The organism is Pseudomonas sp. ABFPK, assembly GCF_001586765.1.
Taxonomy (GTDB): Bacteria; Pseudomonadota; Gammaproteobacteria; order Pseudomonadales; family Pseudomonadaceae; genus Aquipseudomonas; species Aquipseudomonas asiatica.
In genome coordinates this window covers 223364-237941 of the sequence record NZ_LQXW01000023.1, presented here as the reverse complement: position 1 = coordinate 237941, position 14578 = coordinate 223364, and the positions used below count along the sequence as shown (strand labels likewise).

Genomic DNA, 14578 nt, shown 5'->3' with positions numbered 1-14578 from the left:
CCAAGAATCCCGATACCAGTGGCCTGGGTCGGGATTCGTTGTCTGTTTGTTCCGGTGCCTGGTCCGGCCTTCACAGGATGCTCATTTTTTTATTGGACGGATCATTTGTCACGGCGGTATTCACTGTCTTGCCTGAGTTCAACGGCGTTGTTCTCGAAGTGAACGTGTACGGTATGGTTGTAACCGCGTGCCTGGATGCGTACTGCATCTTTCCAGCGGCCCTTGGGGTTATCGCCCAGGCGAGCAACGACGGCGATGTAGCGGGTGCGCTCGTTGATTTCTTCGTGTTCGATGAACTTGAACTGGCCAGGGGTCAGACGGTAGTCATCGACGCTGATCAGCGTGGTGCCCAGCGCTTTATCCAGGTCTTCTTCGACTTGCTCATAAGTGGCATCCAGCAACAACGAATCGTCCCGGAGCTGAAGTACCTTGAAAACGATGGATGACGGGGCCTGTTGCTGTGGTTGCAGGTCGAGTTCCTCAGGCAAAGCAGTTTGGGGCGTTGCGTAACTGGCCAATGCCGCAGGCGCCTTCGGCCCGACGATGGCTTGCTCGCCCTCGACAGAAGTGGGGTAGTTGCGGTGCAGCTGCTCCGCCAGTGAGCTCAGCTTGTCAGTCAGCTCGACAGGACTTGTGGCGCTGAGGTTGGCCGCCAGCTGTTCCGGGTGGTCATGCAGCGGTACGTGTGTGCCTGAATCTGTCGGTTCGAGGCTGACAGGCGCAGGCGGGTCTGCGGCGTAGAGGCTTAGCGCCAGGTGGCTGATGTCATTGTTGGGGCCACCGACTGGCAAAGCCGGATCCATCGCCACCTGGTAGATCTTGCTGATCGAAGTACAACCACTGATCGCCAGGCAGGCCAGTAGCAAACCTACAGGCTTGTTCATTGCACCTCCTTGCCGAAGATTTCGACTATGGCCGGGTCAACCCGGGCTTGTGCGGCCCTGTCCAGATACGCCAACGGATCAAGCTCATCCACGGGACCAGGCATTGAGGCCCGGAAAAATCCGGCGATATCCGTTATCGGTACGCCAAGTACCTGCAGCGGGCACATCTGCTGATCAACCCCCAGCTCGGAGAGCGGGTCCCTGCGGGTATGCGGCTGCGGCTCTTCCTCGTCCTCGCCCAGGTGTATGGCAATCTGATAGTCACCCATCTGCAGTCTGTCGTTGTGCCTGAGGCGGACAGGCGTACCCGAAAGCAACTGGGTGTCACTGCCATTCATGAAACTCTTGCCGCTGTGGTCAATGATGCAGAAATGGCCTTCATGCCAGCCGATTTCGCAGTGCACCGGCAGGATGCGAACGCCCCGATCATGCAGGCGCCAAGCACCTTGACTGCCGATGGAGCCGCCAGCCCGATCGAAGCGATGCCGCGGTTCGCTGCCGTGCAAGAGTTTTTCCGGATTGAGGACGGTGAGCGTGACGCTGGGGGAGAGAACATTTGTACTCATGTGCGTACCGTGATGCGAACAGGGGGAGGTGTGGGGTCATTGCGGTTGGCGATGAAGCTTGTCCAACCGAGGTGGGTGCCATGCTCGGCCCTTAGGCTGAAGGGAGGGGCTTGCTCGGCGCACATGCGTAACTCCAGGTCATAGGCCCCGACATCACGGAGCAGAAAATCCACCAGCCGCGCCAGCCTCTGGTAGTTGTCACCGCTGGGCAGGAATTCGCGGAACTGCTGCTGATCCAAGCCTGCGATCACAATGGTGAACTTGCTGCTGCGTGACTCGATGCTGTCGCCAACCAGGAAGTTGTTGCCGAGTTGGTATTTTCTGGCCCCCAGGCAGTTGCGTTGGGAAGAGGGAATCGAGACGGTGCGCTTTTCGAATTCGCGGATGGCAACCTGCTGGAGGTCGAAGCAATGCGCGATCATGCCGGCTACCATGCCGGGGGAGCGGCTGCGGCTGGCAATCATTCCCACGAAACTGAGCAAGCGGCTCCAGGGTAGCGGCGTAGCGCCGCGTAGTGCTGAGTCGTCCAGGCCGATCAGGGCGAAGACATAGCGGGAGAAACCGTCCTTCGCGCCCGGTTGGAAGCGTACGTAGTAGCGGTACTTGCGCCACGCTTGATGGAGCAGGGTATGAAGGCGATGGTTGAAGAAATTGAGGAAAGCCGGGCGTAAACCGATGCCGTGTGCGTTTTCGTAGGCGATCTCGTCAAGGTAGTAAGTGGGCAGTGGCGAGTCTGTGCCATGCAGGCCCAGAAAACTTGCCTGGATGCGGTAGCGGTCGTCTTTCAAGCGATCGGCGCGCAACACGTCGGCAACAGGGAAAGACAGGCTGGGGGACACTTCCAGCCGTAATCGGCGTCGCGTCTCTCGAGCAAGTGGGCGTTGTTCCAGATCGTCGTCGTGTACGTGATACAGCAATTCCAGTAGCTGGAAATAGGCGTACTGGTGGGCGCTTTCCAAAGCGATATCGACCTGGCCAGCGGCGTGCAGAACTACTGGTTTTTCCATGGTTGAGTCTCTTGCCGTAACTAACGGGTGCAAAGTGAATGCTGATCGTAGTCGATGGTTTCTGATTCAGGTCATTGTTTTCTCGTCCGAAAGTGGATATCGACCAATAAAAAGAACTTTCTGTAGGAAGTGTCTTTTTTTATTGGTGCGGGGCTGTTTATGTTGACTTTTCGGTAAGGCTTTCAGGGGCGTGGATTTAATAAGTTCATCGAGGGTTGAAGTTGGAAACCGCTTTTCGAATAGAGCCGGAAATTGCTTTATCGAGGAAAACGACGAGTGTTCGTTCACGCCGCGATGAACCTGCTATTCCTAAGAAGACCCCTGAACGCACCAAGGCCCGTCGATGCTGGTCATCGAGCAACTGCACAAATCATTCCCCACCCCCCAGGGCCCGCTCCCCGTGCTGCAGGGCGTCGACCTGCGCCTGGCGCGCGGCAGCAGCCTGGCGCTGATGGGCGAGTCGGGCAGCGGAAAGAGTACCTTGCTGCACCTGGTGGCCGGCCTGGACCGTGCCGACAGTGGCCGCATCCTGATCGACGACACCCCGCTCGACAGCCGTTCCGAGGCGTCGCTGGCGTTGTGGCGGCGGGAGGGCATCGGCCTGGTGTTCCAGCAATACAACCTGATCAGCAGCCTGGACGTGGGGGCCAATCTTGCGTTCCAGGCCCGGCTGGCCGGTCGGCATGATCCCGATTGGCTGGCCTACCTGGCGCAGCGCCTGGGTTTGGCGGACTTGCTGGCGCGTTACCCGGAGCAATTGTCTGGCGGCCAGCAACAGCGGGTCGCCATCGGCCGCGCCCTGGCCGGGCGCCCGGCCTGGTTGCTGGCCGACGAACCCACCGGCAGCCTCGATGAAACCAGCAGCGATGAGGTGTTGAGCCTGCTGTTGCAGCTGGTCGCCGAGGCTGGCAGTGGGGTGCTGATGGTGACCCACAGCCCGCGGCTGGCGGCGCGCTTGCAGCAGCGTTGTTACCTGCAGGCGGGCCGTGTACGGCCCGAGCCGGGCGGATGAGACTTCTATCGCTGGCCCTGCTGGCGCTGCTCAGCCACTGGCGGCGCCATCGCGTGCAGTTTTTCAGCATCTTCACCGGCCTGTGGCTGGCCACGGCGCTGTGGACCGGCGTGCAGGCGCTGAACAGCCAGGCACGCAGCGACTATGCCCGGGCCAGCGCGGTGCTGGCCGGGCCGTTGCAGGCGCAACTGGTGCCGCGCCGTGGCGAGCGCTTCGACCAGGCACTGTACGTGCAGTTGCGCAGGCTGGGCTGGGCGGTGACGCCGGTACTGGAAGGGCGCTTGCGCTTTGCTGGTGAGCCGGCGCGCAGCGTGCGTTTGATCGGCATCGAGCCGTTGAGCCTGCCGCCGGCCAGCAGTATCGCCGGTGTGCAGTCCGGAACGTTCGATCTGCAGGCCTTTGTCGGCATGCCCGGGCAAGCCTGGGTCGGGCCGGACACCTTGCGCCAGCTGCATGCCGGCCCCGGGGCCTCAGCACGCGACAGCGAAGGGCAGCTGCTGCCGCCGTTGGTTCTACAGCCAGCGCTGGCCCCAGGGGTGATCGTGGTCGATATCGGCCACGCCCAGGCGTTGCTGCATGCACCCGGGCAGTTGTCGCGCCTGCTGGTGGCTGGCACGCCGAGGCCGTTGCCGACGGATATCGCGCCTTACCTTGAGCTGCAACCCCGGCAGGACGATGGCGGCTTGCAGCGGCTGACCGACAGTTTCCACCTCAACCTGACCGCCCTTGGCCTGCTGGCGTTTGTCGTCGGCCTGTTCATTGCCCACGCCGCAATCGGTTTGGCACTGGAACAGCGGCGCGGCCTGATTCGCAACCTGCGCGCCTGTGGCATCAGCTTGCAAACCCTGCTGTGCGCCTTGGTGCTGGAGCTGGGGCTGTTCGCGGTGCTGGGCGGCCTGGCAGGCGTGGTCAGTGGTTACGGGCTGGCCGCGTGGTTGCTGCCCGATGTGGCCGCCAGCTTGCGCGGGCTGTATGGCGCCCAGGTCGCCGGGGCGCTGAGCCTGCCCGCAGGGTGGTGGCTGATGGGCGTGCTGGTGAGCGTGCTGGGGGCGCTGCTGGCGGGTTTGGGCAGTGTACTGCGTGCGGCGCGGTTGCCGTTGCTGGCGCTGGCGCAACCTCAGGCATGGCGGTTGGCCCAGGGGCCCTGGTTGCGGCGCCAGGCCCTGGTGGCCGGCCTGTTGCTTTTGCTGGCCCTGGGCTGTGGCGTGCTGGGCGACAGCCTGCCCAGCGCGTTCGGCCTGCTGGCAGGCTTGCTGCTGGCTGCGGCGCTGCTGCTGCCGGCCTTGCTCGACCGGGTGCTGGCCTGGCTGGCGCGCCATTGCCGGCGGCCTTTGTCGCAATGGTTCGTCGCCGACAGCCGCCAGCAACTGCCGGCCCTGAGCCTGGCGTTGATGGCACTGTTGCTGGCGCTGGCGACCAGTGTCGGCGTGGGCAGCATGACCGAGGGCTTTCGCAAGACCTTTGTCGGCTGGCTTGACCTGCGCCTGTCCGCCGACCTGTATGTCACCCCAAGGGACACCGCCCAGGGCTTGCAGATAGCCGAGTGGCTTGGGCAGCAACCTTCGGTGAGTGTGGTGTTGCCCGGCTGGCGTGTGGAAACACAGCTGCAGGGCTGGCCGGTGCAGCTCCAGGGCATCGTCGATCATCCCGTCTATCGCACTCGCTGGCCATTGCTGGCGCAGCAAAAGCAGGCCTGGCAACAACTGGCCGCCGGGCAGGCCGTGATGCTCAGTGAACAGCTGGCCAGGCGACTGAAGCTGCAGCTGGGCGATCGCCTGAGGCTGCCCGCAGACACTTCGCCAGCCCTGAGCGTTGTGGGCATCTATGCCGATTACGGCAACCCCAAAGGGCACATGCTGGTCAATGCCGGCTGGCTGCGCGGGCACTGGGCACAGGCAACCCTGACCGGGTTGAGTGTCGATCTGGTGGGCGATCAGGCGTCGGCGCTCGAGGCTGCATTGCAACAGCGCTTCGCCCTGGACGACAGCCGGGTGGTCGAGCAGGCGCGTCTCAAACGCTGGTCGACCGACGTGTTCAACCGCACCTTCGCCGCCACCGCCGCGCTCAACAGCCTTACCCTTGGCGTGGCAGGGGTGGCGCTGTTCATCAACCTGCTGACCTTGGGCCACACCCGCCTGGGCCAGCTGGCGCCGCTGTGGGCACTGGGTGTGCGGCGCACGCATCTGGTGTGGCTGAGCCTCGGGCAGACACTGCTGCTGAGCAGCCTTACCGTGCTGCTGGCGATCCCGCTGGGCATCCTGCTGGCCTGGTGCCTGGTCGCGGTGGTGAACGTGCAGGCATTCGGCTGGCGTTTGCCGCTCTACGTGTTCCCTGCTCAACTGCTGCACCTGGCCGTGCTGGGCATGCTTACCAGCCTGTTGGCCAGCGCGTGGCCCTTGTGGCAGCTGGCGCGTCGCCAGCCGCGCGAACTGTTGAGGCCGTTTGCCGATGAAGCGTAGCGCCTGGCTGTTGCTGTGTGGGTTGCTGGGCGGCTGTGACCAGCCCGCCGAGCAAAGCTATGCCGGGCTCGGGCAGCAGGCGGGTGAATTCAGCCAGGTAGGCCGCGGCCATCGCCTGGAATTTCCGCGTGACCATGGGGCCCACGATGGCTTTCGCATCGAATGGTGGTATGTCACCGCCAACCTCCAGGACTTCCAGGGGCGGGACTGGGGCGCGCAGTGGACGCTGTTTCGCTCGGCCCTGCGCCCAGGCCCCGAGACTGCCGGCTGGAACAGCCCGAACCTGTGGATGGGGCACGCGGCGCTGACCGGCCCCGGAGGGCATAGGTCTGGCGAAACCTTGGCGCGCGGGGGTATCGGCCAGGCCGGTGTGCAGGCCCAGCCGTTCCGGGCGTGGATCAATGACTGGTCGTTGCAGGGCAGCAGTGGCATCGAGCACCTGCAGATGGTCGCCGGTGGTGACGGCTTTCGCTATGACCTGCAACTGCACAGCGATCGGCCCTTGGTGCTGCACGGGGAGCAGGGCTACAGCGAGAAGTCCGGCAAGGGGCAGGCTTCGTACTATTACAGTCAGCCGTTCTATCGGGTGAGTGGGGAAGTGCAGCGTGACGGCCAGTGCATTGCCGTCACCGGCCAGGCCTGGCTGGACCGGGAATGGAGCAGCCAGCCGCTGGCTGCCGGGCAGACGGGTTGGGACTGGTTTTCCCTGCACCTGGACAGTGGCGCCAGGCTGATGCTGTTCCAGGTGCGCGAAGTGCAGGGGGAGGCGTATCGCGCCGGGACCTGGGTTGGCCCGCAGGGTGAAGTGGTGGTGCTGCAGGGTGCGCAGATCCAGCTACAGGCGCTGGCCTGGGCTCGGCAGAAGAACGGCAAGCAGGTGCCGACGCGATGGCGGGTGCAGGTGCCGGGGCATGGCGTGGATGTGCAGGTCGAGGCTGTGGAATCGCAGGCCTGGATGGAGACACGGTTCCCGTATTGGGAGGGGCCAGTGCGCTTGACCGGGAGTGCGGGTGGCCGTGGGTATCTGGAGATGACCGGCTATTAGCAATCCTGGGGTTTCTGAGTTTTCCTGGGGCTGCTTTGCAGCCCATCGCCGGCAAGCCAGCTGTCATGGAACAACACATGACTCCTCGGTTCAGTGAGGTTCTGTAGGAGCAGCCTTGTGCTGCGAAGAGGCCGGTACTGACAAAGCCTGTCTGTTGCTCGTGCCGGCCTCTTCGCAGCACAAGGCTGCTCCTACAAAGGACGCGTCAAACGAGCGGTATTTGTTCTCTGCGCGACAGCGCAGCCCAAAAGGGCTGGGCAATCTCCTGCAGATACTGCACAAGGCTTGAGGTCGATGCAGTCGAGGTGGGAGCTGGCTTGCCGGCGATGGGCCGCAACGCGGCCCCTGGGTTTCAATCTTTGATCAACCCTCGCAACACCGCTCGCGCTTCTTCAGTGCGCAAGCACTCGATGAACAACCGGGCCTCCCGCGCCACTGTCGCCTCGAGCTCGGCCCGCTGGCCGTCCTTGAGCAGCCGCTTGCTGATGCGCAGCGCCGCCTGCGGGTAACCTAGCAGCTGCCGCGCCAGGCGCCGGGCAGCTGCAAGGCACTGTTCACCGTCTTCATGCAGTTCATTGGCCAGCCCCCAGGCCACCATCCGTTCGCCATCAAGCAACTCGTTTGCCAGCAGCAGGCGAGCCGCCCGGGCATGGCCAAGCAAACGCGGCAGCAGCAGGCTGGAACCAAACTCCGGGCACACGCCCAACGGCGCGAAAGGGATGCGCAGCTTGGTCGTTCGGCTGACCAGCACCTGGTCGCAATGCAACAGCAAGGTGGCACCGATGCCGATCGCCGCGCCACTGACCGCGGCAATCAGCGGTTTGTCCAGGCCCATCACCACCCGCATCAGGCGGAACACCGGGCTGTCCAGGTCGGCGGGCGGGTTGTCGAGGAAGTCGCGCAAGTCATTGCCGGCGCTGAAGCAGTGCGGCCCACCGGTGATGATGATGGCTTCGACATCAGGGTCTTCACCTGCCGCCAGCAGCAGGTCGCCCAGCTGTTGGTACATGGCGGTGTTCAAGGCGTTGAGCTTGTCGGGGCGGTTGAAGGCCAGGGTCAGCAGGCCCTGGTCCAGGTCACGTGTGATCAGGTCGTTCATGGCAGCCGCTTTTGTTGTTGTGGGCATCGGTGCCAAGGGTTTATCACGCAGTCCGGCTTGTTGTACAGTCGTTCAGTCCAGCCCCAGCCCGAGAGCCGCCGATGAACCAGGAAGCCCGCTACCACCGCATGCTGCCGGAATTGCGCAAAGCCAACCTGGTCGAGGCGACCCTGGTATGCCTCAAGCGCCATGGCTTCCAGGGCGCGTCGATCCGCAAGATTTCGGCCGAGGCCGGGGTCTCGGTCGGGTTGATCAGCCATCACTACGCCGGCAAGGATGAGCTCGTGGCCGAAGCCTACATGGCGGTCACCGGCCGGGTGATGGGCCTGCTGCGCGAGGCCATGGCCCAGGCCGCGCCCAATGCCCGCGAGCGGTTGTCGGCGTTCTTCCGCGCCTCGTTCTGCGCCGAGCTGCTCGACCCGCAATTGCTCGACGCCTGGCTGGCGTTCTGGGGGGCGGTGAAGACCGCCGATGCGATCAACCAGGTGCATGACCATTCCTATGGCGAATACCGCAATGAACTGAGCGGGCTGCTGGCCACGCTGGCCGGGGAGGAGGGCTGGCAGGGCTTCGATGCCGACCTCGCGGCCATCAGCCTGAGCGCTTTGCTCGATGGCCTGTGGCTGGAGTCGGGGCTCAACCCCGGTACCTTCACCCCCGAGCAGGGCGTGCTGATCTGCGAGGCCTGGGTCGATGGCCTGCAGGCCGGTGGCCGGCGTCGCTTCAGCCCGCCGGAGGGCTGTTGATCGCCTGTTCAGTAACGAGTAGGCTGCTGTCGCGAGTGTGTAGAACAAACCAATAAAAAAAAGAGACGACACGCAATGACGCCTCGGGTATTGATCGTCGATGACGATCCGCTTATTCGTGACTTGCTGCAGGCCTATCTGTCCCAGGAAGGCTATGACGTGCACTGCGCCGACACCGCGGAAAAGGCCGAAGCACTGCTCGGCAGCCAGGATGTCGACCTGGTGCTGCTGGACATCCGCCTGCCCGGCAAAGACGGCCTCACCCTGACCCGTGAGCTGCGGGTACGTTCGGAGGTCGGCATCATCCTCATCACCGGCCGCAACGACGACATCGACCGTATCGTCGGCCTGGAATGCGGCGCCGACGACTACGTGATCAAACCGCTCAACCCCCGCGAACTGGTATCCCGCGCCAAGAACCTGGTCCGCCGTGTGCGCCATGCCCGCGAGGTGCACCCGACGCCGGCCTGCGCGCAATCGCTGAAGCAGTTCGCCGACTGGGCGCTGGACACCGACCGCCGGCGCCTGATCGACGCCCGTGGCGGGCAAACCCTGCTGACCCATGGCGAGTTCCAGTTGCTCAGCGTGTTCCTGCGCAACAGCGGCCACACCCTCAGCCGCGACCAGTTGATGGACCAGATCCGCAACCGCGAGTGGGTGCCCAACGACCGCTCCATCGACGTGCTGGTCGGCCGCCTGCGGCGCAAGCTGCACGACGACCCGGCCGAGCCCCAGCTGATCATCACCATCCACGGCACCGGCTACCTGTTCACCGCCAGCGTGGCGGCATGACCCGCAGCGCCTGGGTGCTGGCCTTGGCATTGTTCGCCGTGCAAGCCAGTGCAAGGCAGCCGGTGCGCTATTGCGACTACCCGGTGTACCCGCCGATTTCCTGGAGTGACGGCCACCAGGTGCGTGGCCTGGCCCCCACCGTGGTGCGAGAGCTGTTCGCGCGCATGGGCTACGAAGTGCAGACCGTGGTGCTGGGCAACTGGAAGCGCTGCCTGATGGACGCCGCCGCCGGGCGGGTGGACGTGGTGCTGGCCTACAACAGCGACCAGCGTGACCAACGCATGCGCTTTTCCACGGTGCCGGTGGTGCGCGAGGAAGTGGCGGTGTTCTACAACCGCCTGCGGCCGGTGCAGTTCCAGCGCCTGGAAGACCTGGCCAGTTACCGCGGCGGCCTGTTGTACGGCGAAAGCTACGGCGCCGACTTCGACCGCTTCGTCGCCCGCCACCAGAACATCGAGCGTGTGTCGTCCAGCCTGCAGAACTTCGGCAAGCTGATCCGTGGGCGTATCGACTACCTGATCCAGGAGCGGCGCACCGGCCAGCTGTTCATCGAAAACCTGCCCGGGGCGCAGGACATCCGCGTATTGCCCACGGCCCTGAGCGTGGACTACCTGCGCGTCGCGGTATCACGGCAATCGCCCTTGAGCCAGCATATGGACGAAATCGACGCGCAGTTGCTGCGCATGAACCAGGCGGGCGAGATCGAGCGCTGGCTGGAGCAGAGCGAAGTGATCTACCGCGACATGGTCAACCTGCCGGCGGACTCCCGATGATCCGCCTGCGCACCGATGGCTTGCTGCGCCGCCTGCTGCTGTTCATCCTGCTGTTCAGCCTGTGCTTTACCGTGCTGGCCAGCTCGGTGCAGCTGTATTTCGAGTACCGCCGCGAGATGCGCGATATCGAGGCGCGCATGGCGCTGATCCGCGCCGGTTACCTGGCCAGCCTGGAGCGCAGCCTGTGGGACCTGGACGAGGCACAGCTGGATACACAACTGCGCGGCCTGGTGGACTTTTCCGATGTCGCCCGGGTGCGTCTGGTCAGTGACGATGTCCAGATGTTGCGCGGCCTCGCCGAGCCCAAGGGGCCGCTGCGCATCGAACGCTTCGCCCTTGATTACCAGCCGCCCTCGGGGCCGGCCAGGCATCTGGGCGAGCTGGAAGTGAGCATCGACCTGGGCGCGGTGCACCGACGGCTGTATGCCACTGGCCTTGCCAGCCTGCTGTGGATGGGCGTGTTCCTGTGTGGCCTGGCGGTGGCGCTGTCGGGGCTGTTCTACCGCCTGGTCACCCGCCACCTGCAAGTGATGGCCGAGTTCGCCCGGCGTATTGGCGCCGGCCAATGGCAGGAACCATTGCGCCTGGGGCGCCGCCCGTCGACGCGCCCGGACGAGATCGACACCGTGGCCAATGCCCTGGATGACATGCGCCGCGCCATCCTCAGTGACATCGAACGACGCGAGCGCGACCGCCTGGCGCTGCAGGACAAGCGCGACGAACTGCAGGCCATGGTCGAGCGGCGTACCGCCAGCCTGGCCCGGGCCAAGGACGAGGCCGAAGCCGCCAACCTGGCCAAGTCACGCTTCCTGGCGACCATGAGCCATGAGCTGCGTACCCCGCTCAACGGCATTCTCGGCATGGCCGAGCTGCTGCGCGGCGGCCGGCTGGAGGCGGCCGACCGCCAGCGCGTCGAGGCCTTGTACAAGGCCGGCGAGGGGTTGCTGGCGATTCTCAACGAGGTGCTGTATTTCGCCCGGCTCGAGGAGGGCGAGAGCCGCGCCGAGCTGGTCGGTTTTTCGCTACGCCAGTTGTGCCAGGAAGTGCTGGCGCTGCTCGAACCCATGGCCCGGGACAATGGCGACACCCTGCAGCTGGATATCGACGAGCAATTGGCCGATTACCAGCACGGTGCCGAACAGTACCTGCGCCAGGTGCTCAGCAACCTGCTGGCCAATGCCATCAAGTTCACCGAACAGGGGCAAGTGCGGCTTGCGGTGCAGGTACTGGCCAGTGATCAGGGCTCGCAGCGCCTGCGGGTGTCGGTCAGCGACAATGGCATCGGCATCGAGCCGGCTGTGCAGGCCAGGGTCTTCGACCGCTTCGTCCAGGCCAGCGAGGCGGTGGCCCGGCGCTACGGCGGCACCGGCCTGGGCCTGGCGATCTGCAAGCACCTGGTGGAAAAACTGGGGGGCTGCATTGGCCTGGACAGCGTGCAGGGGCAGGCCAGTCGCTTCTGGTTCGAGCTCGACATGGCCCGCGGGCAGCCAGTGCTGGCCAGTTCACCAGCCCCGTCGCCCATGGCAAGCCTGGATATCCTGGTAGTCGAGGACGTGGCATTGAACCGCGAGGTGGCCGTTGGGTTGCTGTTGCGCGATGGCCACCGGGTGAGCTTTGCAGAAGACGCCGTGCAAGCCTTGCAGGCCTGCGCACAGCGGCGCTTCGACCTGATCCTGCTCGACGTGCATCTGCCCGGCATGAGCGGGGTGGACCTGTGCCGGCAATTGCGTGCCACGCCCGGGCCGAACCGCCATAGCCGGGTCCTGGCACTGACGGCTGGCGTGCAGCCGGGGCAAGTCCCAGGCTACCTGGATGCCGGCATGCAGGGAGTGCTGGCCAAGCCCCTGCGGCTGGACAACCTGCGCCAGGCGCTGGCCGAAGCGGCGCCTGCTGAAGTGGCTGGCGTCGACTCGACAATGGACTGGTCATTGCTGGACACCCACCGCTCGCTGCTGGGTGAACAGAAGCTGCAAGGCCTGTTGAAGGTGCTGCGCCAGTCGCTGGAACATCACGCCACGGCGTTGGCCGAGGCGCTGCCGGCCCAGGACTTTACCGAAGTGCTGCACCTGGCCCACCGCCTGGCCGGCAGTTGCGATTCCCTGGGCTTTTGTGGGCTGGCTGCGCTGTTGCGTCGCCTTGAGGACGCTGCCCGGCAGCATGACGAACAGGCATTGAAAGCGCTCTCCGCGCCGCTGGCCACCGAGCTTGCCCAGGCCCGCGCCACCCTGGAACAGTTGATCCAGAGCTGACGTACAAAAACCTTACTACTTTTTACATCTTCGATCCGTTCGTTCAACGGCACCTTACATCCGTTTCCAATAATCCAAGGCAACCGTGTTGCACGCGGTCCATGAGGCTTATTGGAGACAAGAATAATGACATGCCGTAGCGCTCAGCCCCTCCTTCCCAACACACCGTGCGGCACCCCCGCGTGGTATGGCACCGGCCGCAAAGGCGAGGTGCGCCATGACTGACAACCGCGAAAAGATCCAGCTCACCCGCGCGCTGAAAAGCCGGCACATCTTCATGCTGTCGCTGGGCGGGGTGATCGGCACCGGGCTGTTCATGGGCTCGGGTGTGACCATCAACCAGGGTGGCCCGATAGGCGCGATCCTGGCCTACCTGGTCGCGGGTTTGCTGATGTACCTGGTGATGGTCTGCCTGGGCGAGCTGTCGGTGCAGATGCCGGTGTCCGGTTCGTTCCAGGCCCACGCCACCAAGTTCATCGGCCCGGCCACCGGCTTCATGATCGGCTGGGTGTACTGGATGAGCTGGGCCACCACCGTGGGCCTGGAGTTCACCGCCGCCGGCATGCTGATGACCCGCTGGTTCCCGGAGGTGCCGATCTGGTATTGGTCGGCGCTGTTCGTGGTCGTGCTGTTCGGCCTCAACGCCCTGGCCACCCGTGCCTTCGGCGAGGCGGAGTACTGGTTCTCGGGGATCAAGGTGGCGACCATCCTCGGCTTCATCATCATCGGCCTGTTGGTGATCTTCGGCGCCATCCCGCTGAGCAGCGGGGCGCCGGCACCGATGCTGGACAACCTGGTGGGCGAGTCGCTGTTCCCCCATGGCCTGTCGGCGGTGTTCGCGGTGATGATGACCGTGGTCTATGCCTTCCAGGGCTGTGAAATCATGGGTGTGGCGGCCGGCGAGACCGAGCACCCGGAAAAGAGCATCCCGCGGGCCGTGCGCAACGTGGTGTTCCGCGTGCTGATCTTCTACGTGCTGGCGATTGCCGTGCTCTCGGCCATCGTGCCGTTCGAGCAGGCCGGGCTGATGGAAAGCCCGTTCGTGCAGGTGTTCGACATGGTTGGAATTCCCTTTGCCGCCGACCTGATGAACTTCGTCATCCTCACCGCCATCCTTTCGGTGGGCAACTCCGGGCTGTATGCCTCCACGCGCATCCTCTGGGCCATGTCCAAGAGCGGCATGGCGCCGAAAAGCCTGTCGCCGCTGAGCAAGCGTGGCGTGCCGTTGCGGGCGCTGAGCATCACCTTGTGCTTCGCGCTGATCTCGCTGATGACCAGTTTCATTGCCGCCGACACCCTGTTCATGGTGTTGATGGCGGTGAGTGGCATGTCCGGCACCGTGACCTGGATCGTCATCGCCCTGGCGCAATACCGCTTCCGCAAGGCCTACCTGCGAGATGGTGGGCAACTGCAGGACCTGAAGTACAAGGCGCCGCTGTACCCGCTGGTGCCGCTGCTGTGCATCACCCTGTGCAGCTCGCTGTTCGTGTTCCTGGCGCTGGATGAAACCCAGCGGCCGTCGTTGTACTGGGGCTTTGGCTTCATTGCCCTGTGCTACGCGGCGTACTTCTTCGTCAACCGCCGTCGGCAGGGGGCTTTCGAGCCGAGCGTGCCAGGGGTTTGATTCGGGTGTTGGGCTGAAGATTGCCGGGGCCGCTTTGCGGCCCATCGCGACACAAGGCCGCTCCTACAAGAGATCGCGCGAGGCCGGGCTTATGCGCGATTCCCCTGTAGGAGCGGCCTTGTGTCGCGATGGGGCGCAAAGCGCCCCCAGCAATCCGTCAGTTGTACAAAGTTGTAACAACCACCTCCTATCTCAACCTTGACCCAACGAATAAGACTAATAAAAACAACGACATATATAGTTTTCAAGCGTTGTTACAGCCCCATCCCAACCCAATTGCCGCCTTGTTGAACACTCGTTTAGTATCTCCCCCATCAAGCCC

At 64.2% G+C, this 14578-nt stretch carries 12 protein-coding genes; 8 read left to right on the top strand and 4 right to left on the bottom strand.

The window, feature by feature from the left end; translation table 11 throughout:
* Positions 1-101 precede the first annotated feature (101 nt).
* Genes tssJ through tssG form a run of 3 tightly spaced genes read right to left on the bottom strand, consistent with a single transcriptional unit; the run spans position 102 to position 2457 of the window.
* Positions 102-884 (bottom strand): type VI secretion system lipoprotein TssJ, encoded by a 783-nt coding sequence (gene tssJ / locus WM94_RS16340; RefSeq protein ID WP_061551694.1) that lies wholly within the window; start codon positions 882-884, stop codon positions 102-104.
* Positions 881-1450 carry an FHA domain-containing protein gene (locus tag WM94_RS16335; protein WP_061551693.1) on the bottom strand — a complete coding sequence of 190 codons (570 nt, stop codon included), beginning with the start codon at positions 1448-1450 and terminating at the stop codon, positions 881-883. The genes tssJ and WM94_RS16335 overlap by 4 nt, the downstream gene beginning before the upstream one ends.
* Positions 1447-2457 carry a type VI secretion system baseplate subunit TssG gene (gene tssG / locus WM94_RS16330; RefSeq protein WP_061551692.1) on the bottom strand — a complete coding sequence of 337 codons (1011 nt, stop codon included), beginning with the start codon at positions 2455-2457 and terminating at the stop codon, positions 1447-1449. Before tssG ends, WM94_RS16335 begins: the two co-directional genes overlap by 4 nt.
* A 343-nt stretch (positions 2458-2800) precedes the next feature.
* On the opposite strand from tssG, the gene WM94_RS16325 reads away from it, so the two are divergent.
* The 3 genes from WM94_RS16325 to WM94_RS16315 are packed head-to-tail and all read left to right on the top strand — an operon-like array spanning position 2801 to position 6973.
* Positions 2801-3469, top strand: a complete 669-nt coding sequence (locus tag WM94_RS16325) for an ABC transporter ATP-binding protein (protein WP_061551691.1) — start codon at positions 2801-2803, stop codon at positions 3467-3469.
* Complete coding sequence (locus WM94_RS16320) at positions 3466-5928, top strand: ABC transporter permease (protein WP_061551690.1); 2463 nt, start codon at positions 3466-3468, stop codon at positions 5926-5928. Before WM94_RS16325 ends, WM94_RS16320 begins: the two co-directional genes overlap by 4 nt.
* On the top strand, positions 5918-6973 hold the full coding sequence (locus tag WM94_RS16315) for a lipocalin-like domain-containing protein (RefSeq protein WP_061551689.1): 1056 nt from the start codon (positions 5918-5920) through the stop codon (positions 6971-6973). The genes WM94_RS16320 and WM94_RS16315 overlap by 11 nt, the downstream gene beginning before the upstream one ends.
* Positions 6974-7325: 352 nt before the next feature.
* Here WM94_RS16315 and WM94_RS16310 read toward each other — a convergent pair whose 3' ends face one another.
* Positions 7326-8072 (bottom strand): enoyl-CoA hydratase, encoded by a 747-nt coding sequence (locus tag WM94_RS16310; protein ID WP_061551688.1) that lies wholly within the window; start codon positions 8070-8072, stop codon positions 7326-7328.
* A 101-nt stretch (positions 8073-8173) separates the two neighbouring features.
* Between WM94_RS16310 and WM94_RS16305 the strand changes: the two genes are divergently transcribed.
* The 5 genes from WM94_RS16305 (at position 8174) to WM94_RS16285 (ending at position 14256) form a co-directional block, all read left to right on the top strand.
* A complete protein-coding gene (locus WM94_RS16305) occupies positions 8174-8818 on the top strand; it encodes a TetR family transcriptional regulator C-terminal domain-containing protein (RefSeq protein WP_061551687.1) in 645 nt (214 codons plus the stop codon).
* 75 nt (positions 8819-8893) lie between these two features.
* Positions 8894-9610, top strand: coding sequence for a response regulator (locus WM94_RS16300; RefSeq protein WP_013973084.1), 717 nt, complete (start codon positions 8894-8896; stop codon positions 9608-9610).
* Positions 9607-10383 (top strand): ABC transporter substrate-binding protein, encoded by a 777-nt coding sequence (locus WM94_RS16295; protein ID WP_061551686.1) that lies wholly within the window; start codon positions 9607-9609, stop codon positions 10381-10383. The genes WM94_RS16300 and WM94_RS16295 overlap by 4 nt, the downstream gene beginning before the upstream one ends.
* On the top strand, positions 10380-12632 hold the full coding sequence (locus tag WM94_RS16290) for a hybrid sensor histidine kinase/response regulator (protein ID WP_061551685.1): 2253 nt from the start codon (positions 10380-10382) through the stop codon (positions 12630-12632). Before WM94_RS16295 ends, WM94_RS16290 begins: the two co-directional genes overlap by 4 nt.
* A gap of 217 nt (positions 12633-12849) precedes the next feature.
* Positions 12850-14256, top strand: coding sequence for an amino acid permease (locus tag WM94_RS16285; protein ID WP_013973081.1), 1407 nt, complete (start codon positions 12850-12852; stop codon positions 14254-14256).
* Positions 14257-14578: the final 322 nt, after the last annotated feature.

What these genes read in the sequence shown, in the direction of transcription:
- tssJ (WP_061551694.1), bottom strand. Translation starts at nt 884, where the DNA reads ATGAACAAGCCTGTAGGTTTGCTACTGGCCTGCCTGGCGATCAGTGGT.
- WM94_RS16335 (WP_061551693.1), bottom strand. Translation starts at nt 1,450, where the DNA reads ATGAGTACAAATGTTCTCTCCCCCAGCGTCACGCTCACCGTCCTCAAT.
- tssG (WP_061551692.1), bottom strand. Translation starts at nt 2,457, where the DNA reads ATGGAAAAACCAGTAGTTCTGCACGCCGCTGGCCAGGTCGATATCGCT.
- WM94_RS16325 (WP_061551691.1), top strand. Translation starts at nt 2,801, where the DNA reads ATGCTGGTCATCGAGCAACTGCACAAATCATTCCCCACCCCCCAGGGC.
- WM94_RS16320 (WP_061551690.1), top strand. Translation starts at nt 3,466, where the DNA reads ATGAGACTTCTATCGCTGGCCCTGCTGGCGCTGCTCAGCCACTGGCGG.
- WM94_RS16315 (WP_061551689.1), top strand. Translation starts at nt 5,918, where the DNA reads ATGAAGCGTAGCGCCTGGCTGTTGCTGTGTGGGTTGCTGGGCGGCTGT.
- WM94_RS16310 (WP_061551688.1), bottom strand. Translation starts at nt 8,072, where the DNA reads ATGAACGACCTGATCACACGTGACCTGGACCAGGGCCTGCTGACCCTG.
- WM94_RS16305 (WP_061551687.1), top strand. Translation starts at nt 8,174, where the DNA reads ATGAACCAGGAAGCCCGCTACCACCGCATGCTGCCGGAATTGCGCAAA.
- WM94_RS16300 (WP_013973084.1), top strand. Translation starts at nt 8,894, where the DNA reads ATGACGCCTCGGGTATTGATCGTCGATGACGATCCGCTTATTCGTGAC.
- WM94_RS16295 (WP_061551686.1), top strand. Translation starts at nt 9,607, where the DNA reads ATGACCCGCAGCGCCTGGGTGCTGGCCTTGGCATTGTTCGCCGTGCAA.
- WM94_RS16290 (WP_061551685.1), top strand. Translation starts at nt 10,380, where the DNA reads ATGATCCGCCTGCGCACCGATGGCTTGCTGCGCCGCCTGCTGCTGTTC.
- WM94_RS16285 (WP_013973081.1), top strand. Translation starts at nt 12,850, where the DNA reads ATGACTGACAACCGCGAAAAGATCCAGCTCACCCGCGCGCTGAAAAGC.